17 protein-coding genes and 1 pseudogene are annotated in these 25,589 nt (G+C 65.2%); 10 read left to right on the top strand and 8 right to left on the bottom strand.

Annotated features, from left to right (window positions below; translation table 11 throughout):
- Positions 1-26: 26 nt before the first annotated feature.
- The 5 genes from AB7G19_RS05745 to AB7G19_RS05765 form a co-directional block, all read right to left on the bottom strand.
- Positions 27-1,046: a branched-chain amino acid ABC transporter permease gene (locus tag AB7G19_RS05745; protein ID WP_028151939.1), complete on the bottom strand. Its 1,020-nt coding sequence runs from the start codon at positions 1,044-1,046 to the stop codon at positions 27-29.
- Positions 1,047-1,048: 2 nt separating this feature from the next.
- Entirely contained in the window at positions 1,049-1,927 is an 879-nt protein-coding gene (locus AB7G19_RS05750) for a branched-chain amino acid ABC transporter permease (protein ID WP_063980940.1), read from the bottom strand.
- Positions 1,928-1,939: 12 nt separating this feature from the next.
- Entirely contained in the window at positions 1,940-2,653 is a 714-nt protein-coding gene (locus AB7G19_RS05755) for an ABC transporter ATP-binding protein (RefSeq protein ID WP_014498266.1), read from the bottom strand.
- The gene (locus tag AB7G19_RS05760) at positions 2,650-3,447 is read right to left on the bottom strand and encodes an ABC transporter ATP-binding protein (RefSeq protein WP_085403560.1); all 798 of its coding nucleotides are present in this window, start codon (positions 3,445-3,447) and stop codon (positions 2,650-2,652) included. The genes AB7G19_RS05755 and AB7G19_RS05760 overlap by 4 nt, the downstream gene beginning before the upstream one ends.
- A 66-nt stretch (positions 3,448-3,513) precedes the next feature.
- The gene (locus tag AB7G19_RS05765; protein WP_085403561.1) at positions 3,514-4,380 is read right to left on the bottom strand and encodes an IclR family transcriptional regulator; all 867 of its coding nucleotides are present in this window, start codon (positions 4,378-4,380) and stop codon (positions 3,514-3,516) included.
- A gap of 130 nt (positions 4,381-4,510) precedes the next feature.
- On the opposite strand from AB7G19_RS05765, the gene AB7G19_RS05770 reads away from it, so the two are divergent.
- From AB7G19_RS05770 to AB7G19_RS05810, 9 genes and pseudogenes are all read left to right on the top strand, one after another.
- The gene (locus tag AB7G19_RS05770; RefSeq protein ID WP_063980943.1) at positions 4,511-6,607 is read left to right on the top strand and encodes a 3-hydroxyacyl-CoA dehydrogenase NAD-binding domain-containing protein; all 2,097 of its coding nucleotides are present in this window, start codon (positions 4,511-4,513) and stop codon (positions 6,605-6,607) included.
- Positions 6,608-6,766: 159 nt separating this feature from the next.
- Positions 6,767-8,449, top strand: coding sequence for a dicarboxylate--CoA ligase PimA (gene pimA, locus AB7G19_RS05775; protein WP_085403562.1), 1,683 nt, complete (start codon positions 6,767-6,769; stop codon positions 8,447-8,449).
- Complete coding sequence (locus AB7G19_RS05780; RefSeq protein ID WP_085403563.1) at positions 8,446-9,633, top strand: acetyl-CoA C-acyltransferase; 1,188 nt, start codon at positions 8,446-8,448, stop codon at positions 9,631-9,633. The genes pimA and AB7G19_RS05780 overlap by 4 nt, the downstream gene beginning before the upstream one ends.
- Before the next feature lie 52 nt (positions 9,634-9,685).
- Positions 9,686-10,876 (top strand): pimeloyl-CoA dehydrogenase large subunit, encoded by a 1,191-nt coding sequence (gene pimC, locus AB7G19_RS05785; RefSeq protein ID WP_085403564.1) that lies wholly within the window; start codon positions 9,686-9,688, stop codon positions 10,874-10,876.
- A 163-nt stretch (positions 10,877-11,039) separates the two neighbouring features.
- Positions 11,040-12,182: a pimeloyl-CoA dehydrogenase small subunit gene (pimD, locus tag AB7G19_RS05790; protein WP_085403565.1), complete on the top strand. Its 1,143-nt coding sequence runs from the start codon at positions 11,040-11,042 to the stop codon at positions 12,180-12,182.
- Between the two features lie 155 nt (positions 12,183-12,337).
- Positions 12,338-13,116 (top strand): annotated as a pseudogene (locus AB7G19_RS05795) (SDR family NAD(P)-dependent oxidoreductase).
- Positions 13,117-13,380: 264 nt separating this feature from the next.
- Positions 13,381-14,886, top strand: a complete 1,506-nt coding sequence (gene glpK / locus AB7G19_RS05800; protein ID WP_085403566.1) for a glycerol kinase GlpK — start codon at positions 13,381-13,383, stop codon at positions 14,884-14,886.
- 122 nt (positions 14,887-15,008) lie between these two features.
- Complete coding sequence (locus tag AB7G19_RS05805) at positions 15,009-17,456, top strand: penicillin acylase family protein (protein ID WP_135214683.1); 2,448 nt, start codon at positions 15,009-15,011, stop codon at positions 17,454-17,456.
- 194 nt (positions 17,457-17,650) lie between these two features.
- Complete coding sequence (locus AB7G19_RS05810) at positions 17,651-18,244, top strand: GNAT family N-acetyltransferase (protein ID WP_085403568.1); 594 nt, start codon at positions 17,651-17,653, stop codon at positions 18,242-18,244.
- A 17-nt stretch (positions 18,245-18,261) separates the two neighbouring features.
- Here the strand turns inward: AB7G19_RS05810 and AB7G19_RS05815 are convergent, their stop codons facing one another.
- The gene (locus AB7G19_RS05815; protein WP_161495885.1) at positions 18,262-19,416 is read right to left on the bottom strand and encodes a BBP7 family outer membrane beta-barrel protein; all 1,155 of its coding nucleotides are present in this window, start codon (positions 19,414-19,416) and stop codon (positions 18,262-18,264) included.
- A 195-nt stretch (positions 19,417-19,611) separates the two neighbouring features.
- Between AB7G19_RS05815 and AB7G19_RS05820 the strand changes: the two genes are divergently transcribed.
- Complete coding sequence (locus tag AB7G19_RS05820; RefSeq protein WP_085403570.1) at positions 19,612-20,241, top strand: glutathione S-transferase family protein; 630 nt, start codon at positions 19,612-19,614, stop codon at positions 20,239-20,241.
- A gap of 12 nt (positions 20,242-20,253) precedes the next feature.
- Here AB7G19_RS05820 and AB7G19_RS05825 read toward each other — a convergent pair whose 3' ends face one another.
- Positions 20,254-21,042: a hypothetical protein gene (locus AB7G19_RS05825; RefSeq protein ID WP_071916715.1), complete on the bottom strand. Its 789-nt coding sequence runs from the start codon at positions 21,040-21,042 to the stop codon at positions 20,254-20,256.
- A gap of 697 nt (positions 21,043-21,739) precedes the next feature.
- A complete protein-coding gene (gene metH, locus AB7G19_RS05830; RefSeq protein ID WP_354115631.1) occupies positions 21,740-25,588 on the bottom strand; it encodes a methionine synthase in 3,849 nt (1,282 codons plus the stop codon).
- Position 25,589: the final 1 nt, after the last annotated feature.

Consider the following 25,589-nt stretch of genomic DNA (forward strand, 5'->3'; position numbering starts at 1 on the left):
TTAAAACAACAGTCTGGATGGACGTTTCAGTTCTTCCTGAGCCGACCGGCGAGTTGCTGGCCCAGGATCGCGACTTGCCTTGCGCCATGCGGCACGAGGTAGATGACGAGGAACAGGAGCACGCCGAACACCGCGCCGGAGAGGCCCTTGGAGATGCCCTCCGCGATGTTCGGCACGAAGATGATGAAGGCAGCGCCGACGATCGAGCCGGGCAGCCAGCCGACGCCGCCGACGACCATGCCGAGGAACAGCGAGATCGCGAGCGTGATGGTGTAGCTGTCGGGCGCGACGAATTGCACCGCGATGGCGCCGAGCGAGCCGGCGATGCCGGTGATGGCGGCGGAGACGCCGAAGGCCAGCGTCTTGTACAGCGCGACGTCGACGCCCATCGCGGAGGCCGCGATCTCGTTGTCGCGGATCGCCATGAAGGCGCGGCCCGAGCGGGAACGCAGCAGGTTCACCGAGAAGATGTAGATCGCAATCACGACCACGAGCGTGAAGTAATACAGCCACATGTCCTGCGACATCGGCAGCCCGAACGGCGCGTCCGGCTTGGTGACGACGAGGCCCTGCACGCCGCCGGTCCAGTGCTCGAGGAAGTTCAGCTTGAGGAGCTGCGGCATGGCGGTGGCGAGCGCGAAGGTCGCAAGCGCGAGGTAGACGCCGGAGAGCCGCAGCGCCGGCTGCCCGAACAGGAAGCCGAAGCCGAAACAGACGACGCCGGCGATCGGCAGCGTCAGCGCGTAATTGACGTTGAAGTGCTCCATCAGCACCGCTGTCGTATAGGCACCGACCGCGTAGAACGCGCTCTGGCCGAGCGAGAATTGGCCGCTTCCGCCGGTCAGGATGTTCAGCGCCAGCACCGCGAGCCCGTAGATCAGGAGCATCGTCATCTGGAAGATGATGAAGTTCTTGACGAAAACGGGTGCGATCAGCAGTGCCGCGAGCACCACCAGCGAGGTGCCGGTGCCCAGCGTCATGGCCCGCTTCGGAACAGCCTCGACCGCCTCGTGGCCTTCTGCAACGACTTCTTCTGCAGCGCTCATGATCAAACTCGCTTGACGATGTGCCGGCCGAACAGGCCAGCGGGTTTGACGACCAGGACGGAGATGATCAGCGCGAGCGCGATCGGGAGCTTCAGCTCATTGCCGACGCCGGGGATGTAGGTGCCGGCGAGGTTCTCGAAGATCCCGACCAGGAAGCCGCCGACCACGGCGCCGAACGGGCTGGTGAGACCGCCGAGCACCGCGGCGGCAAAGCCGTAGATCAGCACGCCGCCCATCATGTTGGGCTCGAGGAACACGACAGGGGCGATCAGCATGCCGGCGATTGCGCCGATCGCGGTCGCCATGCCCCAGCCGAGCGCGATCATCCAGGACGTGTTGATGCCGACGAGGCGGGCCGATTCAGGCACCGAGGCGGCCGCGCGCATGGCCAGGCCGATGCGCGTGTACTGGAAGAAGAAGTAGAGGCCGAGCAGCAGCAGCACCGTGACGCCGATCATGCCGGCCTGGTGGGTCGAGATCAGCTGGCTTCCCAGGAACGGCGCGGAGCCGAACGGGGTCGGGTACTGCTTGATGGTGAAGTCCCAGATCAGGCCGGCCGAGGAGTTGATGATCGCAAACAGGGCGATGAAGCCGGCGACGTTGGTCAGCACCGGCGCTTTCGCCAGCGGCTTGAACAGGATGCGCTCGATCGCGATACCGGCGACGAAGGAGAGCGCCAGCGTGAGGATGAAGGCGGCCCAGTAAGGCACGCCCCACTGCATCAGCTGCCAGGAGATGAAGGTCGAGAACATCGCCATCTCGCCCTGCGCGAAGTTGAGATGGTCGATCGCCTGGTAGATCATGACCACGGCGAGCGCCATGCAGGCGTAGATCGCGCCCGTGGCGATGCCGGCCAGCACTTGGTTGGTGAACAGCTCCATCGTGCCGGCTCCTCAGTAACCCAGATAGGATTTGCGGATTTCTTCGTTGTTCGCGATGTCCTTGGCATTGCCCGACATCACGATGCGTCCGGTCTCGATCACATAGGCCTGGTCGGCGAGCTCGAGCGCGAGCTGGGCGTTCTGCTCGACCACCAGGATCGACACCTTGTCCTCGCGATTGATCTTGCCGAGGATGCCGAACAGGTCGCGCACGACCAGCGGCGCCAGTCCGAAGGACGGCTCGTCGAGTAGCATCAGGCGCGGCCGCAGCATCAGCGCACGGGCGACCGCGAGCATCTGCTGCTCGCCGCCCGAGAGCGTGCCGGCCTGCTGGGTGTGGCGCTGCTTGAGCACCGGGAAATGCGCGTACATGCGCTCGATGTCGGAAACGATGCCGGCGCTGTCCTTGCGGGTGATGGCCCCGAGCTGGAGGTTCTCCTCGACCGTCATGGTCGTGAAGGTGCCGCGGCCCTGCGGCACGTGGGCGATGCCGAACCGCACGATGCTCTCGGTGGAGCGGTTGCTGAGCGGCTTGCCTTCGAACTCGATCGCGCCGGTGGAACGCACCATGTTGCAGATCGCGCGCAGGGTGGTGGTCTTGCCGGCGCCATTGGCGCCGAGCAGCGTCGTCAACGATCCCTCGTTGAGCGAGAAGGACAGGCCATGGAGCGCCTGGACCTGGCCGTAATAGGCGCGCAGGTCCTTGACGTTGAGCAGCGTCGTCATTGGTCCTTGCTCCCGAGATAGGCCTTGATGACGTCGGGGTCCGCCTGCACCTGGGCCGGCGTGCCTTCCGCGAGCTTCTTGCCGAAATTCAGCGCGACGACGTGGTCGGCGATCGACATCACGAGGCCCATGTGGTGCTCGACCAGCAGCACGGTCATGTGGCGGTCGTCGCGGATGCGGCGGATGAGGTCGCCGAGCAGATAGACTTCCTCGTGGTTGAGGCCGCCGGCCGGCTCGTCGAGCAGCAGGATCTTCGGGTCTGCCGCGAGCGCGCGCGCCAGCTCGACGCGTTTCTGCGTGCCGAAGGGCAGGCCGGACACGATGGTGTGGGCGACGTCCTCGAGCTTGAGATAGGCGAGGATCTCCTGCACCTTCTTGTTGACCTCGGTCTCGCTGCGCCGGACCCAGGCGAGCCGAAGCGAGTCGCTGATGATGTCGCTGGAGGTCTTCGAATGGGCGCCGACGCGGACGTTGTCCATCACCGAGAGGTTCGGAAACAGCGCCACGTTCTGGAAGGTGCGGCCGATGCCGATCTCGGCGATCCGGTGCGGAGGCCGCGACAGGATGCTCGCGCCTTCCATCAGGATGTCGCCCGACGACGGCTGATAGAGCCGCGAGAGGCAGTTGAAGAGCGTGGTCTTGCCGGCGCCGTTGGGGCCGATCAATCCGAGGATCTGGCCCTTGTGCATGTCAAAGGACACGCCGTTGAGCGCAATGATGCCGCCGAACACGACGCTGACGTCGCGAACCGCGAGCAGGGGCGATGTCCCCCGCGCGAGCTGTGCCTGCGTCATCTCGTCTCGCCCACATACGTCAGTGGGCGAAGGGGCGATGCGAACCGCTCCCGGTGATGACAAAGGCTATCTGAACCCCTCGGCCACACGCGCAACTTTTCCTCCTGATTTCAGCTTTTTGCTGACTTCTTTTTTGGATTGCGGCATCAGTCCCCCGAGTGCCGCTTCAATGTTCCTTACCATCGCCAGCAGACGCGGTCCAATGTCGTTGATCAAACGCTCTTCCGTGAAGCGGAATGCGGGCGCGCCGCAATTGAATGCGTAAGGTCCGGTTCCGTCGTTGAGCTTGAGCGCGACGCCGGCGGCGCCGATGTCGTCGTGCCAGTCGCCGACGGACATCGCGAAACCGTATTTCGCAACGGTCTCGCCTGAACGTTCCAGTCCGTCGCGCATCTTCGGCCAGCGGCTGCCGTAATGTTCGCGCAGGATGCGGGACACCTCGGCGCGACCTTCTTCGTCGAGCGCCCAGAAATAGGCACGGCCCATCGCGCTGGTTGCAATCGGCACGCGGGAGCCGACGTCAAGTTGAACGCCGACCGTCTCGCTGCCGCGACTTTGCCCGAAATAGATCATGCTGTGACGGTCGCGGCCGCCGATTGCGACGGCGCCGCCGGTCGCGCGCATCAATTCCTCGCGAAATGGCTCGGACAAATGCCGAACGCCGAGATTGGATAACGCCGCATAACCGAGCGCCATCGCGGCGGGCGCGAGCTGATACTTCTCGAAACGGGGAACCGGTGTCAGATAACCGAGCTTCGTCAACGTGTAGGTCAGGCGCGAAACGGTCGGCTTGGGCAGGTTCGTCCGCGCGGCGATCTCCTGGTTGCCGAGAAGTCCGTCGCTGGGTTGGAATGCGCGCAATACATCTAGTCCGCGGGAAAGCGCGACGACGAAATTCCGATCGATCGCAGTCTTCTTGCCTGTACGCTTCATCCCTGATCTGCTTCTTGCGCGGAGTCGTTGACAACGTCCGTGCTTCAAAATAACCCTGCCGTCAAGATGCGGAATTAAATTCCGCACCGCGAAATCGAACAAAAGTAAATCCCCACCAAGGAGGGAAGCCGTGAGCGAAGTGGTCAAGCTTGAGCGTCATGACGAAGTCGGGATCGTCACGGTCAACAGTCCTCCGGTCAATGCGCTGAGTGCCGCAGTGCGCGGCGGCATTCTCGAATGCATCAAGGCCGCGATCGCCGATCCCGCGATCAAGGGCATCGTCCTGACCTGCGCCGGCCGCACCTTTATCGCCGGCGCCGACATCACCGAATTCGGCAAGCCGCCGAAGCCGCCCGCCCTCAACGACGTCCTGGCCGAGATCGAGAACTCGCCCAAGCCGGTCGTCGCCGCGATCCACGGCACCGCGCTCGGCGGCGGCCTCGAGGTCGCGCTGGCCTGTCATTTCCGCGTGGCCGTGAAGGAAGCCAAGCTCGGCCTGCCCGAGGTGAAGCTCGGCCTGCTGCCGGGCGCCGGCGGCACCCAGCGTCTGCCGCGCGCGGTCGGGCCGGAACTCGCGGTCAAGATGATCGTCGGCGGTGATCCGATCGGTGCTGCCGAAGCGCTCAAGAATGGCCTGATCGAGGAGATCGTCGAAGGTCCGGCCTCCGGCGGCGAAGCCTTCGTGCGCAAGCTGCTCGCCGAGAAGCGTCCGCTGCGGCGCCTGCGCGACGACGATTCCAAGCTCGCCGCGGCCAAGGCCGACCGCTCGATCTTCACCAATGCGGTCGCCGCCATGACCAAGAAGTCGCGCGGCCTGGAAGCGCCGTTCGCCGCCGCCGACGCCGTCGGCTACGCCATCGACCTGCCGTTCGACGAGGGGCTGAAGAAGGAGCGCGAGGGCTTCCTCAAGCTCGTCTCCAGCGACCAGTCCAAGGCGCAGCGTTATGCCTTCTTCGCCGAGCGCGAGGCCAGCAAGATCGCCGGCGTCCCTGAAGGCACCAAGTCGCGGCCCGTGAACCGCGTCGCCATCCTCGGTGCCGGCACCATGGGCGGCGGCATCGCGATGTCCTTTGCCAATGCCGGCGTGCCAGTCACCCTGATCGAGACCGGCGAGGAGCAGCTCAAGCGCGGCATGGGCATCATGCAGAAGAACTGGGAAGCGACCGCCGCGCGCGGCGGCATCCCGGCCGACGCGCCCGCCAAGCGCATGGCGCTGATCAACGGCGTTGTCGGCATCGAGAACGTCGGCGATGCTGACCTGGTGATCGAGGCCGTGTTCGAGACCATGGCGGTGAAGAAGGAAGTGTTCGGCAAGCTCGACCAATACGTCAAGCCCGGTGCCGTACTCGCCTCCAACACCTCCTACCTCAACATCGACGAGATCGCGAAGTCGACCAAGCGGCCGCAGGACGTTCTCGGCATGCACTTCTTCTCGCCCGCCAACGTCATGAAGCTGTGCGAGATCGTGCGCGCCGACAAGACCGCGCCGGATGCGCTGGTCACCGCCGTGACCATCGCGCGCAAGATCGCGAAGGTGCCGGCCGTGGTCGGCGTCTGCGACGGCTTCGTCGGCAACCGCATGCTGGCGCAGCGTGGCAAGCAATCGGAGAAGCTGCTGTTCGAAGGTGCCTTGCCGCAGCAGGTCGATGCCGTGGTCACCAAATTCGGCATGCCGATGGGGCCGTTCGCGATGGGCGACCTCGCCGGCCTCGACATCGGCTGGCGCTCGCGCAAGGACCGCGGCATCAAGTCGGAGATCGCGGACGCACTCTGCGAAGCCGGCCGCTTCGGCCAGAAGACCGGCAAGGGCTACTACAAGTATGAAGCAGGAAGTCGCTCCGCGCTGCCCGATCCGGAGGTCGAAAAGCTGATCGACGAGACGCTGCTCCGTCTCGGCCGCAAGAAGCGCGTCGTCAGCGACGAGGAGATCCTCGAGCGTATGATGTACCCGATGATCAACGAGGGCGCGAAGATCCTCGAAGAGGGCATCGCGGCGCGTCCTTCCGACATCGACGTGGTCTGGCTCTACGGCTACGGTTGGCCGATCTACCGCGGCGGCCCGATGTTCTGGGCCGACACCGTCGGCCTCAAGCACATCGCTGATCGTCTCTCCTTCTACGCCAAGGAGACCAACGACCCGAGCCTCGAGCCCGCGCCCTTGCTGAAGAAGCTCGCGGCCGAAGGCAAGACGTTCGCGTCGCTGGCCGCGGCGTCGAAGGCGGCGTGATGGCCGCTTCATCTCAACCCTCGTCATTCCGGGATGCGCCGCAAGGCGCAGGCCCGGAATCCATAACCCCAGCTGGTGGTTATGGATTCCGGGCTCGCGACTTTGTCGCGCCCCGGAATGACGGTCTCTGTTAGTTGCTCGCTCAACCAATCAAGAATAATGACCCATCCCGGCGAACAGTTTTATCCCGAGGGCGTGCGTTGGGACGACACCATCGTCCAGGGCTCGCTGCCTGACCTCTTGTCGAACGCCGCCGCCGACTTCGGCCCGCGGACCGCGCTGGAATTCCGCGATCGTCCGATCAGCTATACCGAGCTCGCCGCCATGGCCGAGCGCGCGGCAGCGGCGTTCCTGCGTGCCGGCTGCGGCAAGAACAGCTCCGTGGCGCTGTTCCTCGGCAATACGCCGGACCATCCGGTCAATTTCTTCGGCGCGCTCAAGGCCGGTGCCCGCGTCGCGCATCTCTCCCCGCTCGACGGCGAGATCGCTCTGACGCACAAGGTCTCGGATTCCGGCTCGCGCCTGCTCGTCACCTCCAACCTCGCGGCGCTGCTGCCGACCGCGCTGAAGTTCTTGGAGAAGGGCCTGATCGATCGCCTCGTCGTCTGCGAGGACGACGATTGGGGCAAGGTCGGCACGCCGCAGGCGCCGATCCCCGATGATCCCCGCGTCGTCACCTTCAAGAGCTTCGTCGAGGGCGCGACCGCGCCGGCTGAGTGGCCGTCCGTAACGGCCGACGACGTCGCGCTGCTGCAATATACCGGCGGCACCACCGGCCTGCCCAAGGGCGCGATGCTCACCCACGGCAATCTCACCTCCGCGGTGTCGATCTACGATGTCTGGGGCAAGCCGTCGCGTGCGGCGCGCGGCGACGTCGTCGAGCGCGTGATCTGCGTGCTGCCGCTGTTCCACATCTATGCGCTCACCGTCGTGCTGCTGTCCTCGCTCAGCCGTGGCAATCTGATCTCGCTCCACCAGCGCTTCGATGTCGAGGCGGTGATGCGCGACATCGAAATCAAGCGCGCGACGTACTTCCCGGGCGTGCCGACGATGTGGATCGCGATCGCGGCACTGCCCGATCTCGATAAGCGCGACTTCTCCTCGCTCGCCGTCATCGGCTCCGGCGGCGCGCCGCTGCCGGTGGAGATCGCGAACTTCTTCGAGCGCAAGGTCGGCAAGAAGCTGCGCAGCGGCTGGGGCATGACCGAGACCTGCTCGCCCGGCACCGGCCACCCGCCGACGGGACCGGACAAGCCGGGGTCGATCGGCCTGATGCTGCCCGGCATCGAGATGGACGTGGTCTCGCTGGATGATCCGACAAAAGTTCTGCCGCCGGGCGAAGTCGGCGAGATCCGCATCAAGGGCCCGAACGTCACCAAGGGCTACTGGAACAAGGCGAAGGAGTCCGCGGAGTCGTTTTCAGACGGCCGCTTCCTCACCGGCGACATCGGCTATGTCGACACCGACGGCTACTTCTTCCTGGTGGACCGCAAGAAGGACATGATCATCTCCGGCGGCTTCAACGTCTATCCGCAGATGATCGAGCAGGCGATCTACACCATTCCAGGCGTGCACGAGGTGATCGTGCTCGGCATTCCCGACCAGTATCGCGGCGAGGCCGCCAAGGCTTTCATCAAGCTCAAGCCGGACGCCAAGCCGTTTTCGCTCGACGAGCTGCGCGCGCAACTCGCCGGCAAGGTCGGCAAGCACGAACTGCCGGCAGCGGTCGAGTTCGTCGACGATCTGCCGCGCACGCCGGTCGGAAAATTGTCGCGCCACGAATTGCGCCAGCAGCAGAAACCATCACAATCCACCCAACACCCATCAGGAGGTCGCTCTTGACCGACGCCGTCATCGTTTCCACCGCCCGCACCCCGATCGGCAAGGCCTATCGCGGCATGCTCAACGCCACCGAGGGCGCAACGCTGCTCGGCCACGCCATCGGCGAGGCCGTCGCCCGCGCCAAGGTCGATCTAAAGGAGGTCGAGGACGTCGTGATGGGCGCGGCGCTGCAGCAGGGCGCGACCGGCGGCAACATCGCGCGCAAGGCGCTGCTCCGCGCAGGTCTCCCCGTGACCGTCGCCGGCACCACCATCGACCGGCAATGCGCCTCGGGCCTCCAGGCGATCGCGCTCGCCGCGCGCTCGGTGATCTTCGACGGCGTCGAGATCGCTGTCGGCGGTGGCGGCGAGTCGATCAGCCTCGTGCAGAACGACAAGATGAACGGCTTCCATGCCCAGGACCCGGCGCTGCTCAAGATCAAGGGCGAGGTCTACATGCCCATGATCGACACCGCCGAAGTCGTCGCCAAGCGCTACGGCATCTCGCGCGAGAAGCAGGATGAATATTCGCTGGAGAGCCAGCGCCGCACCGCCGCGGCCCAGCAGGGCGGCAAGTTCAAGGACGAGCTCGCGCCGATCACGACGCAGATGGCGGTCACCGACAAGGCGACCGGCGCCGTCTCGTTCAAGGAGGTGACCTTGTCGCAGGACGAAGGCCCGCGCCCCGAGACCACGGCTGAAGGCCTTGCCGGCCTCAAGCCGGTGCGCGGCGAAGGCTTTTCGATCACCGCCGGCAATGCCAGCCAGCTCTCCGACGGCGCCAGCGCCTCCGTCATCATGAGCGACAAGGAAGCCTCAAAGCGCGGCCTCAAGCCGCTCGGCATCTTCCGCGGCTTCGTCTCCGCCGGCTGCGAGCCGGACGAGATGGGCATCGGCCCGGTCTTCGCCGTGCCGCGCCTGCTCAAGCGCCACGGCCTCACCGTCGACGACATCGGCCTCTGGGAGCTGAACGAAGCCTTCGCGGTGCAGGTGCTGTATTGCCGCGACAAGCTCGGCATCGACCCCGAGAAGATCAACGTCGACGGCGGCGCGATCTCGGTCGGCCATCCCTACGGCATGTCGGGCGCGCGCCTGACCGGTCACGCCCTGATCGAGGGCCGCCGCCGCAAGGCGAAGTATGCGGTCGTCACCATGTGCGTCGGCGGCGGCATGGGCGCGGCCGGGCTGTTCGAGGTGTTGCAGTAATTTCACCGTCGTCCTGACGACGACGAAACAAAGAAGCTCACAGGAGGATCCGATGGATCTCGCATTCACTAGGGAAGAGCAGGCGTTTCGCGAGGAAGTGCGATCATTCTTCCGCGACAACGTACCGCCGGATACGCGGCGCAAGCTGGTCGAGGGCCGCCACCTCTCGAAGGACGAGATGGTGACGTGGTGGCGCATCCTCAACAAGAAGGGCTGGGGCGTCAGCCACTGGCCGAAGCAGTATGGTGGCACCGGCTGGACCTCCGTGCAGCACTACATCTTCAACGAGGAGCTGCAGTCCTATCCGGCGCCGCAGCCGCTCGCCTTCGGCGTCAGCATGGTCGGCCCCGTGATCTACACCTTCGGCAACGAAGAGCAGAAGAAGCAGTATCTGCCGCGCATCGCCAATGTCGACGACTGGTGGTGCCAAGGCTTCTCCGAGCCCGGCTCCGGCTCCGACCTTGCCTCGCTCAAGACCAAGGCCGAGCGCAAGGGCGACAAGTGGATCATCAACGGCCAGAAGACCTGGACCACGCTCGCCCAGCACGCCGACATGATATTCTGCCTCTGCCGCACCGACCCCTCCGCCAAGAAGCAGATGGGCATCTCCTTCATCGTCTTCAGCATGAAGTCGAAGGGCGTCACCGTGCGTCCGATCCAGACCATCGACGGCGGCGTCGAGGTCAACGAGGTGTTCTTCGACGACGTCGAGGTGCCCATCGAGAACCTGATCGGCGAAGAGAACAAGGGCTGGGATTACGCCAAATTCCTGCTCGGCAATGAGCGTACCGGCATCGCCCGGGTCGGCGTGTCCAAGGAGCGGCTGCGCCGCATCCGCGACTTGGCCTCCAAGGTCGAATCCGGCGGCAAGCCGATCATCCAGGACGCCGCCTTCCGCGAGAAGCTGGCGGCCTGCGAGATCGAGCTGAAGGCGCTCGAGCTGACGCAACTGCGCGTCGTCGCCGACGAGGGCAAGCACGGCAAGGGCAAGCCCAATCCGGCGTCCTCGGTGCTGAAGATCAAGGGCTCCGAGATCCAGCAGACCACCACCGAGCTCTTGATGGAAGTGATCGGTCCGTTCGCAGCACCCTACGACGTGCACGGCGACGACGGCTCGAACGAAGCCATGGAGTGGACCGCCCAGATCGCGCCGAGCTACTTCAACAACCGCAAGGTCTCGATCTACGGCGGCTCCAACGAGATCCAGCGCAACATCATCGCCAAGGCGGTGCTGGGGCTGTGAGTCAACAATGACGGTGTCGTCCCCCGCGAAGGCGGGGGACCCAGTACGCCGCGGCGGTCGCGAGTACGGCAGGCGGCTGCGTTTACTGGATCCCCGCCTTCGCGGGGATGACGTCTGAGGGTAAGGCGACGGCAGGGCAATTCCCGCCGATTTGGAGAGAAACATGGATTTTGATCTGAACGAGGAGCAGCGGCTTCTCAAGGACAGCATCGACGGCCTGCTGACCGATTCCTACGATTTCGAGAGCCGCAAGAAGTACATGAAGGAGAAGGGCGGCTGGAGCCAGGCCGTCTGGGGCAAGCTCGCCGAGCAGGGCCTGCTTGGCCTGCCCTTCGCGGAGGCCGATGGCGGCTTCGGCGGCGGCGGTGTCGAGACCATGATCGTGATGGAAGCGCTCGGCAAGGCGCTGGTGCTCGAGCCTTATCTGGCCACCGTCGTGATCGGCGGTGGCTTCCTGCGCCACGCCGGCTCCGATGCGCAGAAGGCCGCGCACGTGTCCGGGATCATCGACGGCAGCAAGACGCTGGCGTTCGCCCAGCTCGAGAAGAACTCGCGCTACGATCTCTTCGACGTCTCGACGACGGCGAAGAAGAAGGGCGACGGCTGGGTGATCGACGGCGAGAAGTTCGTCGTTCTGAACGGCGAGAACGCCGAGACCCTGATCGTCACCGCCCGCACCAAGGGCGACCGCCGCGACAAGACCGGCATCGGCGTGTTCCTGGTGCCGGCGGGCGCCAAGGGCGTGACGAAGAAGTCGTACCCGACGCAGGACGGCCTGCATGCCGCCGACATCACCTTCACCGGTGTTGAAGTGGGCGCGGACGCCGCGATCGGCAATCCCGACGACTCGCTCGCGCTGATCGAGCGCGTCGTCGACGAAGCCCGCATCGCGCTCTGCGCCGAGGCCGTCGGCCTGATGGACGAGTCGCTCAAGACCACGGTCGAGTACATCAAGACGCGCAAGCAGTTTGGCGTTGCGATCGGCTCGTTCCAGTCGTTGCAGCACCGCGCCTCCGACATGTTCGTCGCCGCCGAGCAGGCGCGATCGATGTCGATGTTCGCGACCATGGCCGGGGATTTCGAGGACGCCAAGGAGCGTTCCAACGCCATCGCCGCCGCCAAGGTGCAGATCGGCAAGTCGCTGAAGTTCGTGGGACAGCAGGCGATCCAGCTCCACGGCGGCATCGGCATGACCATGGAGGCGAAGATCGGCCACTACTTCAAGCGCCTCACCATGATCGAGAACAGCTTTGGTGATACCGACTACCACCAGCGCCGCGTCGCGGATGGGAGCGGGTTGATCTAGTCACCGTATCGCGAGGCGGTAGCCGCACAGAGATCGTCATGCCCGGGCTTGTCCCGGGCATCCACGTCTTGGCGGCAAGGGAAGAACGTGGATGGCCGGGACAAGCCCGGCCATGACGGCGAGTTTGACGATGCAAAGAAGAGGGAGCCACTAAAATGAAAAACACCCCGTTCGATCTCACCGGCAAGGTCGCATCGCAATCGTCACCGGCTCCAGCCGCGGCATCGGCCGCTCCTCGGCGGAGCTGCTCGCAAAGCTCGGCGCCAAGGTCGTGGTGTCATCACGGAAAGCGGACGCCTGCAAGGAAGTCGCCGACGGCATCATCGCGGCCGGTGGCGATGCCATCGTCATTCCCTGCAACATCGCGCGCAAGGCCGAGGTCGAGGCGCTGATCTCGGGCACGATCAAGCACTACGGCAAGATCGACATCCTCGTCTGCAACGCCGCCGTGAACCCGTATTACGGTCCGCTGCTCGACATCACCGACGAGGCCTTCGACAAGATCATGGGCAGCAACGTCAAGAGCAACATCTGGCTCTCCGCGCTGGCGATCCCGCAAATGGCCGAGCGCGGCAACGGCTCCGTCGTCATCATCTCCTCGATCGGGGGCCTGCGCGGCTCGACCGTGATCGGCGCCTACGGCATCTCCAAGGCCGCCGATTTCGCGCTGTGCCGCTCGCTCGCCGGCGAATGGGGCCCGAAAGGCGTCCGCGTCAACTGCATCGCGCCCGGCCTCGTCAAGACCGATTTCGCCCGCGCGCTGTGGGAAGACGAAGCCAACCTCAAGCGCCGCACTGCCACCACGCCGCTCCGCCGCATCGGCGAGCCCGACGAGATCGCCGGCGCCGTCGCCTACCTCGCCTCCGACGCCTCAAGCTTCATGACCGGCCAGACCATCGTCATCGACGGCGGCGTGACGACGGCGGCGGTGTAGCCTTCTTCCCCTCTCCCCTTGCGGGAGAGGGTGGCTCGCCGCGTAGCGGCGAGACGGGTGAGGGGTTTCTCTCCATGTGCAACCCTCTTACCGCTGAATTCGCTAAAGCATACCCCTCATCCGGCGCTTCGCGCCACCTTCTCCCGCAAGGGGAGAAGGAAGGGGAGCCGCGCGCGTTGATCCAATCTTGACCTTGCCGCCCTAATCCGCTCCCTTTGGCGCGACACAATGACCCCCTCTCAGGGAAACGCCAAGGTAGCTTCCATGTCTTTCGTCCTCGCCATCGACCAGGGCACCACCTCGTCGCGCGCCATCGTTTTTCGCAGTGACATCTCGATTGCCGCCCGCGCGCAGCAGGAGTTTCCGCAGCATTTTCCGGCCTCGGGCTGGGTCGAGCACGAGCCGGAGGACATCTGGACCTCGACCGTGATGGTCTGCCGCGACGCGATCGAGCAGGCCGGCATCGGGCCCAAGGGCATCGCCGCGATCGGCATCACCAATCAGCGCGAGACCACCGTGGTGTGGGACCGCGCCACCGGCCAGGCCGTGCACCGCGCCATCGTCTGGCAGGACCGCCGCACCGCCGACATCTGCGCAAAATTGAAAGCAGAAGGCCGCGAGCCCGTGATCTCGCAAAAGACCGGCCTGATCATCGATCCCTATTTCTCTGGCACCAAGGTCGCCTGGATCCTGGACCACGTCCCCGGCGCACGGGCGCGTGCCGCGCGCGGCGAGCTGATGTTCGGCACCGTCGACTGCTATCTGCTCTGGCGCCTCACCGGCGGCAAGGTGCACGCCACCGACGCCACCAACGCCTCGCGCACGCTGCTGTTCAACATCCACACCGGCCAGTGGGACGACGAGCTCTTGGAGATCATCGGCGTGCCGCGCTCGATGCTGCCCGAGGTGAAGGATTCCTCCGCCCGCTTCGGCGAGAGCACGCCGGACCTGTTCGGCGGCGCGATCGCGATCTCAGGCATCGCGGGTGACCAGCAGGCCGCGACCATCGGCCAAGCCTGCTTCCGCCCGGGCATGATGAAGTCGACCTACGGCACCGGCTGTTTTGCCCTGCTCAACACCGGCACCACGCCGGTCGTCTCCAAGAACAAGCTGCTCACAACCGTCGCCTATCAGCTCGACGGCAAGCGCACCTACGCGCTCGAAGGCTCGATCTTCGTCGCAGGCTCGGCGGTGCAGTGGCTGCGCGACGGCCTCGGCATCATCAAGCACGCCGCCGAGACCGGCCCGCTCGCTGATCAGTCCGATTCCATGCAGAGCGTCTATCTGGTCCCGGCCTTCGTCGGCATGGGGGCGCCCTACTGGAATCCGCGCGTGCGCGGCGCGCTGTTCGGCCTCACCCGCAACACCGGCCCGGCCGAGCTCGCGCACGCCGCGCTGGAGAGCGTGTGTTACCAGACCTTCGACCTCTGGGCCGCGATGCGCGCGGACTGGCCGAGCTCGGAAGTCGCGAGCGTCGTGCTGCGCGTCGACGGCGGCATGACCGCCTCCGACTGGACCATGCAGCGCCTCGCCGATCTCTTGGACGCACCAGTCGATCGCCCCGTGATCCAGGAAACGACCGCGTTGGGCGCGGCCTATCTCGCCGGCCTCCAGGCCGGCGTCTATCCCGAGCCGACGAAGTTCGCCGACAATTGGCGCCTCGAGCATCGCTTCAAGCCGAACATGAGCCAGGCGACGCGGGAGCGGAAGCTCGCGGGCTGGGCGCGCGCGGTGAAGGGCGTGCTCGCGAGCGACGAAGGAGAGGGATAGGCGGATGTCGTAGCCCGGATGGAGCGAAGCGCAATCCGGGGTTTTCTCCGCGAGTAAGATTCCCGGATTACGCTTCGCTCCATCCGGGCTACGGGCTAAAATAACAACAACGGGAGACGACAATGAACACGGATCTCAACCGGGTCATCCAAAAACTCTGCGGCGCGGCCATCTGCGCCGCGCTGCTGACCTCGACAGCCATCGCGCGCGAGAAGGCGAACCCGCTCGGAAGCGCGCGGCAGCTCAAGACCGACGTCGCAGGCCTCGACGCCCCCGCCCAGATCCTGGTCGACGTCTGGGGCATCCCGCACATCTATGCCGGCAACGAGCACGACCTGTTCTTCCTGCAGGGTTTCAACGCCGCGCGCGACCGGCTCTGGCAGATCGATCTCTGGCGCAAGCGCGGGCTCGGCCTGCTCGCAAAGGATTTCGGCTCGGCCTATGCCGAGCAGGACAAGGCGCTGCGGCTGTTCCTCTATCGCGGCGACATGAATGCAGAGTGGGTGGCCTACGGCCCCAAGGCGAAGACCTATGCGGACGCGTTCGTCGCAGGCGTCAATGCCTATGTCGCCGATGTGCGCGCGGGCAAGCGTCCGCTGCCGATCGAGTTCAGGATCGCCGGCACGATGCCTGATCCGTGGACGGCGGACGACGTCGTCCGCATCCGCAGCCACGGCCTGACGCGCAATGTCGCCTCCGAGGTCAAACGCTCGCTGGTCGCCTGCGCGGCCGGCCTCGATGCCGATCGTTTCCGCGTCAAGCTCGAGCCGGCATGGACCACGAAAGTCCCCGATGGTCTCGACCCCTGCAGCGTGCCGAAGGCCGTGCTCGCGGCCTACGATCTCGCGACGCGCCCGGTGGCCTTTGCCGCACCGAAGGACAAGCAGGCCGCACTCGCGCATGATCCCGACAAATACCTCACCGAGGCCGACCAGCAGCGCGACACCATCGGCTCCAACAATTGGGTGATCGCGGCCTCGCGCACGGCGACGGGCCGCCCGATCCTCGCCAACGATCCGCATCGCGAGCACAGCGTGCCCTCGCTGCGCTACATCGTCGGCCTCAATGCGCCCGGCCTCTCGGTGATCGGCGCCGGCGAGCCGGCGCTGCCCGGCATCTCGATCGGCCACAACGGCACCATCGCCTTCGGCCTCACCATCTTCAACGTCGACCAGGAAGACCTCTACGTCTACGAGCTCAATCCGCAAAACCCCAACCAGTACCGCTATGGCAATGGCTGGGAAGACATGCGCGTCGTCCACGAGACCGAGCAGGTCAAAGGCGAGGCCGATCGCGACCTCGAGCTGAAGTTCACCCGGCACGGTCCCGTCATCTTCGTCGACGATGCGAACAAGCGCGCCTTCGCCGTGCGCTCGATCTGGTTCGAGCCCGGCACGTCAGCCTATTTCGGCTCGTCCGACTACATGACCGCGAAGGACTGGAACGGCTTCCTCGCCGCCATGCGGCGCTGGGGCGCGCCGTCGGAGAACCAGGTCTATGCCGACACCCGCGGCAATATCGGCTGGGTCGCCGCCGGCAAGACGCCGCGGCGCGCCAACTTCGACGGCCTGATGCCGGTGCCCGGCGACGGCCGCTATGAGTGGCAGGGCTTTCTCTCGCTCGACGAATTGCCGAAAGCCTATCAGCCCAAGCAGGGCTTTCTCGCCACCGCCAACCAGATGAACCTGCCGGCCGATTACCCGATAGCCGAACGCAAGGTCGGATTCGAATGGTCCGACAGCGCGCGCTGGCAACGCATCACCGAGGTGCTCGCGGCCAACAGCAAGGTGACGCTCGCCGACGCCATGGATTTGCAGAACGACGACACCGCGATGCTGGGGCGACGCCTCGTCAAGCTGTTGCAGCCGCTCACCTCCGACGATCCCAATGTGAAGAAGGGTCTCGAGCTGCTCAAGCCATGGGACGCGCGCGATGCCGCCGACAGCGCGGCGGCGGCCGTGTTCGAGGTCTGGATCGCCAATCATCTTGGGCCGGTGCTGCTGAAAACCACGGCTCCCAAGGCCGCCGATCTGATCGCGCCGGAGGCGTCGAGCATTTCGGCGCTGGTCGCCTATCTGGAATCTCCCGATGCGTCGTTCGGCTCCGATCCCGCTGCCGCGCGCGACCAGATCCTGCGCGACAGCCTCGGCGCCGCAGTGGCCGACGTCACGGGCAAGCTCGGGGCTGATGCCTCGACCTGGCGCTGGGGCCGGCTGCATGTCGCGAAATTCGACCATGCGCTGATGCCGCTCGCCGACAAGGCGACCGCCGCACAGCTCTCGGTCGGCCCGCTCGCCTATGGCGGCGCCGCCAATGTGCCGCGCGCGGCCACCTACCGCCGCGCCGATTACCAGCTGTTCGCCGGCGCATCGTTCCGCATGGTGCTCGACGTCGGTAATTGGGATGCGAGCCGCACCATCAACACGCCCGGCCAATCCGGCGATCCCTTCAGCGCCCATTACCGCGACCTCGCGCCGCTCTGGGCGACGGGCCAATATGTCCCGCTGCTCTACAGCCGCCCGGCCGTCGAAGCCGCGACCGCGGAAGCGATCATCTTGACGCCGCGATGAGCGACTTGTTGGCTGGAGAGTGCGGAAGAGCGCGGCCTGCATGGTTCGAGACGCCCGCTTAGGCGGGCTCCTCACCATGAGGGTCTGATATCTCGCCGCGAAACGCGGCCTCATCCTGAGGGCCCGCCATAGGCGGGCGTCTCGAAGGATGGGGCCGCAAGCGAGCTGTTCGCCATGTCTTTCCGAGAGGCCCCATGATCATCCCCGACGGCTATTCCGACATCCCCGCTGGCAAGATCGCCGCGGTCGTCACCCATCTGGAGATGACCGCGCCTCCCGCGCGCCGCGACGATCCTCCAGGCCGCTGGTCCTTGCGCAAGGTCGACGCGCCCGCGCTTCATTGGTATCGCGACCTCCATCGCCGTGTCGGCGAGGAGTGGCTGTGGTTCTCGCGTGCGCGCCTGAATGACAGGGAGCTTGCCGCGATCGTCCACGCGCCGGGCGTCGAGGTCTATGCCCTGGTCGTGGACGGCCGCGACGAAGGCCTGCTGGAGCTGGATTTTCGCGAGGCCGGTCAGTGCGAGCTGGTCTATTTCGGCGTCACCGCCGGATTGATCGGGACGGGCGCCGCTCGCTTCCTGATGAACCGTGCGCTGGAGACTGCCTGGTCGCGCGAGCTACGCCGCGTCTGGGTGCACACCTGCACCTTTGATCATCCGTCCGCCGTTACGTTCTATCAGCGCTCGGGATTTCGTGCGTTCCGTCGCCAGATCGAGGTGGCCGATGATCCGCGCCTCGATGGAACGGCATCGCCGACGGCGGCGAGGCATGTGCCGATCATTGAGTAATGCCGGGCTACGCGCCCTCAATAATTATACCGCACGCCAAAGCTGAACCCCTGCGCAAGCAGGTTCGTCGTGTTGAGCACCGGCGCGGGCCGGTTCGGCCCGCCGCCGGCCGGCGGTGGCGCGAGGTTCGGATTGACGGTGGTGTCGATCAGCCCGCCGGCGCGCTGTACGCCGGTCCAGTACATCACGTCGTAGCCGGCGATCAGCCGCCAGCCGGGCGCAACCTGATATCCCGCCTTCAACGACAGCTCCGGCACCACGGCGAAGCGGGTTTGGTCGTAATGGCCTATATTGCTCGACAGCGCGAGGAAGCCGCCGGGGGCCGTCGTGGTGACGCCGGCCACGGTCGAGGCGGTCGAGCCCGAAATGTCGGCACTGTTGAGATTGGCGCCGAGCGCCACCTTGCCGCGCCACTCCAGCGACCACGGGCCATTGCGCCAGTCGCCGGTAAGGCCGAGATCGAGGCCGTGGAAATTGCTCGACGCCTTGAAATTGTCGGTGGGGCTGAAGGTGCCGAAGGCAAGAATGGTCGCGGTATTGGAGATCGTCAGCGTGTCGGTCGACCGCAGATAGCGATAGCCAACCAGCGCGCTGACGCGCTGTCCGCTCCACGCGCCGAGATCCCAGCGATAGAGCGCGCCGGCGCCGAGCAGGCGCGAGGTTTCGCTCGCGCTGGCGCTGCCGGTGGCCAGCCCCGGAAATCCCGCGATCAGCGCGTCGGGAAATCCCGTCAGCGCATTGGTGAATGGCCGTGCCAGGATCGGATTGGCATTGGTGTCGGTCGCAAATCCGGTCGAGAGATTCTCCAGCCCGAAGAACGAGGCTTCAATGCCGCGGCTGCGCTGCGGATCGAACCAGTAGCCGGCGGTGATGCGCCCGCCCGAACGCCAGTCGTTGTTCACACTGGAATTGCCGAACAGCACGGTCGTCGTGGGCTGGCCGAGCACGCCGACAACTCCCAGCGGCGTGCCGACCGGGCTCGTGGTCACCAGCGCCGGCAGCTTGTCGCCCGTCACGCTCCAGGCAAGGTAGTCGGCCTCGGCCCAGAACGGATTGAAGTCGGCAGGTTTGGGCGGCGCCTTCATCGGCAGATCGGCTGCTGACGTGACGTCGGGCACGATCGCCGTAAGAGCCAGGCCGACCGCTGCCGCTCTCAATGCCCGCCGATTCATTTGGCTTCCCTCTGGGTCCGCGGAATGAACCATGCGACAATTTGTTCGGCAAGCTGGAGTTGAGGCGGTGCCGAGACGAAAATGTGTAGCTGTTGCCGTTGGGCACCGCTCGCTGGCTGTGTCGTTCGATAATAGCCTTGTGAAGAAGGTGAATGGCCGGCTTCGAGCCCCGGCACTGACTAGTGAGCGAGAACCATGTTCCTGATTGGCCAATACGATTCTCCCTTCGTCCGCCGTGTCGCGATCGCGCTGCGGCTCTACGGCCTCGCCTTTGAGCACCGGCCATGGTCCACCTTCGGCGACGCCGACAAGATCGCGCCGTATAATCCGCTGCGCCGCGTGCCGACCCTGGTGCTCGACGACGGCGAGGCGCTGATCGAGAGCACGATCATTCTCGATTATCTCGATGAGCTCGTCGGGCCGGAGAAGGCGATGCTGCCGCGCGGCGGCGCCGAGCGACGAAAGCATTTGCGCATCTGCGCACTCGCCACCGGTCTCGGCGACAAGGCGGTGAGCCTGCTCTATGAGCGCGTGCTGCGGAAGGAGCAGCTTGCGTTGTGGGTCGAGCGCTGCCAGGCGCAGATCGCCGACGTGCTCGGCGTGCTGGAGGCCGAACGCGCCGGGGTGACGACGCCGTATTGGCTGGCCGGCCGGATCGGCCACGCCGACATTGCGGTTGCCTGCGTCGTGCGCTTCACCCGTGAAGCGCATCCGCTTCTGTTCGAGCCATCGCGCTATCCGGCGCTGTCGGCACATGCCGAACGCTGCGAGGCGCTGGCACCGTTCAAGGAGATCGTGCAGCCGCTGACCCCGCCGAAGGGGTGAAAGCGCGGCGTCCTATCGCCTGTTGCAGGGCTTGATCTCACCCGCCGCGGACTTCAGGACGATCGGATTTGGCGACAGTCTTATGCCAAAGAACAATTGAGAGCCGGACACCTTGTCGTCCGATCCCTGGTGGGCGTCCAGCTCGAGCTTCGCTGCGATCTCGGATGTCAGCTTGGCCCGCTCCTCCATCGAAATCGTGTTGTGATATTTGATCTCGTAGACGACGTCGGCCTCCAGTACGGACCGCGTCTGGCAGACGACTCCGCCGCTCGAAAGGTTCAGGGCGATCGCGTCCTCGCATTCGGCCTTCAGCAATGCATTGCGGGTCGATATCAGCGACTCGTCGGAAATCAGGAGAATGTTGGCGTTCTCGAGCTTGAGGTGAATTGAATCAACCTGCTGCATTCCGGCGACCGCCGACAGCTTGTCCCTGACCTGCGCGGACACGTCGAGATTCTTCTCGAGCGACTGCTTCAGGTCCCGATCCACGGTCGGTGATTTCCGGATCTTGTCGGCCAGCAGCGCGGGGTCGATATCGCAGGTCGGATGCAGCTCCAGCCGGCCATTGCTCAGATATTCGATCGTGTTGATGGTGCCGGGACCGCCGAACGTGCTCGGCGGGACCACCTCGAAATATCCGGTCTCGGAGAGGATGGCCGTGATCGTCTGTTTCTTTCGCGGGAACCCGACCCAGGCTGCAACCATCACCAGGCCGATCGCGACAAAGACGAGGCTACCAAGCCAAAGCCATTTGCGACTTGCTACTTTCGCGGGCAGCACAACTGGTTTCGTTCGCCGCATGGCACGTAGCCTTTCGGACAGTCAGCCGCGGCAATCGTAGGCAGCACGACAAGGGCGATCGCGGCGACGAACAGTGCAATGAACTGGTTCATATGCTCGATCCCAAGCAAACCATCGGTTTGAAGGTAGTAGACCGACAGAGTATCGAATCAAGGTTGAGCGGACAAGTGAACGAGTTCACACCGCCCGGTTCCTGCGCGAAATTGCCGGTGAGCCGAATTCCGGACCGCGGCTCGTCCTGGTGGTGTGTCAGAAAGGAGCAGGCCGCTCTTTGCGTCGCGCACTGCCGGTTGTTGCGAGGCGCAGGCGCCGTCCAGGGAGATCGTGCAGCCGCCGGCGCCGCCGAAGGAGCGAGGTCTCTACCCTCCCCTGGAGGGGGAGGGTCGTTCGCGCGAAGCGCGAGCGGGGTGGGGAGACCTCTCAACACGGGTAGTGTTCAACGCGGAGAGACCGTCACGCCACCTCGGTCCGCATTCCGCTTCGCTGCATGCGAACCGATTCTCGCCCTCCAGGGGAGGATGGGGACCGCACGTGTGGCAACCATCGGCATGGCAGGCGATGATGGAATATTACCGGTGTTTTGCCCGACGGAGCAAGTCGTTTCGGTAAGACCGAAATTCCTCAACCCTTTCAACCCCACCTCTACTGTGCATGGGGTTGTTTTTCACTTTTTTCGTCTTGGGAAGCGAAGGCGGGCCTACCCCGCCCCCGCGCGCTTCTTCTGCCAAACGAGATGCACCGCGCAGGTGCAGCCGGGCGGATGCGAGGCGAGGTCCTTCGACGTCTCATCGTTCGCGGGCGTTGCCACGAAGGCCTTGTCGGTCTGCTGCGACGGGATGTAGTTCAAGACCGGCGCGAGCCAGCGCTCGGTTTCCGCCACCGTCATTCCCTTGCGTGCGGCATAGTCCTCGACCTGGTCACGCTCGATCTTGCCGACGCCGAAATAATAGCTCTCGGGGTTCGCGAAATAGAGCCCGGACACGGAAGAGCCCGGCCACATCGCAAAGCTCTCGGTCAGCTTCACGCCGGCAGTCGCTTCCGCGTCGAGCAGCTCGAACAGCGTCGCCTTCTCGGTGTGATCGGGTTGCGCGGGATAGCCCGGCGCTGGACGGATGCCCTGGTACTTTTCGAGGATCAGATCGTCGCAGGAGAGTGCTTCGTCCGGCGCGTAGGCCCAGAACTCGCGGCGCGCGCGGGCGTGCATGCGTTCCGCAAAGGCCTCGGCGAGGCGGTCGGCCAGCGCCTTGCACAGGATCGAGGAGTAGTCGTCATTGGCCATCTTGAAGCGGTCGGCGACCACGTCCTCGCCGATGCCGGCTGTGACGACGAAGCCGCCGACATAATCGGGGACGCCGGCGGGCGCGACGAAGTCGGCGAGCGCGGCGTTGAACCGGCCCTCGCGCTTCTCGAGCTGCTGGCGCAGCGTGTGCAGCGTCGCGATCTGCTTGGTCCGGCTTTCGTCGGCATAGAGCACGATGTCGTCGCCTTGCGCATTCGCCGGCCAGAAGCCGACGGTGGCGCGCGCCCTGAACCACTTTTCCTTGACGATCAGATCGAGCATCTTGCGCGCGTCGTCGTAGAGCGAGCGTGCGACTTCGCCGACCTTGGAATCGTCAAGGATGGCGGGGAAGCGGCCGGCAAGCTCCCAGGTCTGGAAGAACGGCGTCCAGTCGATATAGGGCACGAGCTCGGCGAGATCGTATTCGTCAAAGCTGCGGATGCCCAAGAAGGTCGGCTTCACCGGCTTGTTCTTGGCAAAGTCGACCGGCACGCGGTTGGCGCGCGCGGCCGCGAGCTTCAGGCGCTTCTTGTCCGCCTGCGCGCGCAGATGCGCGTCCGAGATTTTTGCGTATTCGGCACGCACCTCGGCGGCGTAAGCCTCGCGCTTCTCCGGCGAGAGCAGCGAGGAGGCAACGCCGACGGCGCGGCTGGCGTCATTCACATGCACGACGGGACCGGCGCGATAGCTCGGGTCGATCTTGACGGCCGTGTGCACACGGCTCGTGGTGGCGCCGCCGATCAGCAGCGGCAGCTTCAAACCTTCGCGCTGCAATTCGCCGGCGAAGAACGCCATCTCGTCGAGTGAGGGCGTGATCAGGCCTGATAGCCCGACGATGTCGGCCTTCTCCGCCTTCACGGTCTCGACGATTTTTGCGGCCGGCACCATCACGCCGAGGTCGATGACCTCGAAATTGTTGCACTGGAGCACGATGCCGACGATGTTCTTGCCGATGTCGTGGACGTCGCCCTTGACGGTCGCGAGCACGATCTTGCCGGCGGACGAGGAGCCTTCGGTGCCGATGCCGTTGGCGAGGTTGCGCGCCTTCTCTTCCTCCATGAACGGCATCAGCCACGCCACCGCCTGCTTCATCACGCGCGCGGACTTCACCACCTGCGGCAGGAACATCTTGCCGTCGCCGAAGAGGTCGCCGACCACGTTCATGCCGGCCATCAAGGGGCCCTCGATCACGTCGAGCGGACGCTTGGATGCCTTGCGGGCCTCCTCAGTGTCCACTTCGATGAACTCGGTGATCCCATGCACCAGCGAATGCGACAGCCGCTTCGCCACCGGCCATTCGCGCCAGGCGAGGTCGGCTTCTTTGGTCTGGGTCTTGTTGCCGCGGAATTTCTCCGCGAGCGCCAGCAGGCGCTCGGACGCACCGGGGTCGCGATTGAGGATGACGTCCTCGCATACCTGGCGCAGCTCGGCATCGATGTCGTCATACACGATCATCTGCCCGGCATTGACGATGCCCATGTCCATGCCCGCCTTGATGGCGTGATACAGGAACACCGAGTGCATCGCCTCGCGCACCGGCTCGTTGCCGCGGAACGAGAACGACAGATTGGAGACGCCGCCGGAAATATGCGCGTGCGGCAGGTTCTGGCGGATCCAGCGCGTCGCCTCGATGAAGTCGACGCCGTAATTGTTGTGCTCCTCGATGCCGGTCGCGATCGCAAAGATGTTCGGATCGAAGATGATGTCCTCAGGCGGGAAGCCGACGCGGTCCACCAGGATGTCGTAGGCGCGCTTGCAGATCTCGGTCTTGCGCGCGAACGTATCGGCCTGGCCGACTTCGTCGAACGCCATCACCACCACGGCTGCGCCGTGGCGCCGGGCGATCTTCGCCTCGTGAATGAACTTCTCCTCGCCTTCCTTCATCGAGATCGAGTTGACGACCGGCTTGCCCTGCACGCATTTCAGGCCGGCTTCGATCACCGAGAATTTCGAGGAATCGACCATCACGGGGACCCGGGCGATGTCGGGCTCGGCGGCGACGAGGTTGAGGAAGGTCACCATCGCGGCTTCCGAATCCAGAAGCCCTTCGTCCATGTTGACGTCGATGATCTGCGCGCCGTTCTCGACCTGGTCGCGGGCGACCTGCAGCGCGGCGGTGTAGTCGCCGGCGGTGATCAGCTTGCGGAAGCGAGCGGAGCCGGTGACGTTGGTGCGCTCGCCGACGTTCACGAACGGGATGGCGTCCGTCAGGATGAATGGCTCGAGACCGGAGAGGCGCAGCCGCGGTTCGATTTCCGGCACGATGCGCGGCTTGTGCGGGGCGACGGCCGCCGCAATCGCCGCGATATGGTCCGGCGTGGTGCCGCAGCAGCCGCCGACGATGTTGATGAGGCCGTCGCGCGCGAATTCGCCGACCAGGCGCGCCATGTACTCCGGGGTCTCGTCGTACTGGCCGAATTCGTTGGGCAGGCCGGCGTTCGGATAGGCGCACACCAGCGTGTCGGCGACGCGGCCGATGTCGGCGATGTGGGCGCGCAGATCTTCCGCGCCGAGCGCGCAGTTGAAGCCGATGGTGACGGGCTTTGCGTGTCGCACCGAATTCCAGAATGCCTCCGGCATCTGGCCCGACAGCAGGCGGCCGGATTTGTCGGTGATGGTGCCCGACACCATCACGGGCACGTCGATGCCGCGCTCTTCGGTGATTTCGGCGATCGCATACAGCGCCGCCTTGGCGTTCAGCGTGTCGAAGATGGTCTCGACCAGCAGCAGATCGACACCGCCGTCGAGCATGCCGTTGATCTGCTCGCCATAGGATTTGCGCAAATCGTCGAACGTGACGGCCCGGTAGCCGGGGTTGGAAACGTCGGGCGAGATCGAGGCGGTGCGGTTGGTCGGGCCGATGGCACCCGCAACGAAGCGGGGCTTGCCGTCCTCGGCCTCGACGCGCCTTGCGGCGTTGCCGGCGAGGCGGGCGCCTTCGCGCGCCATCTCGTAGACGATGTCGGTGAGATCGTAATCCGCCTGCGCGATCGAGGTCGTCGAGAAGGTGTTGGTCGCGACGATGTCGGCGCCGGCACGCAAATAGGCGGCGTGGATGTCCTCGATCGCCTGCGGCTGGGTCAAGATCAACAGATCGTTGTTGCCGCGCAGGTCGCGATGAAAATTCTTGAAGCGCTCGCCGCGGAAGGCGGCCTCGTCGAACTGGAGGTTCTGGATCATCGTGCCCATGGCGCCGTCGAGCACGAGGATGCGCTCGCGCGCGGCATTGAGCAGGGCAGTTCGCTTGGGAGAAACGGGAGTGGTCATT

The organism is Bradyrhizobium sp. 215_C5_N1_1 (genome assembly GCF_052075935.1).
Lineage (GTDB): Bacteria > Pseudomonadota > Alphaproteobacteria > Rhizobiales > Xanthobacteraceae > Bradyrhizobium > Bradyrhizobium barranii.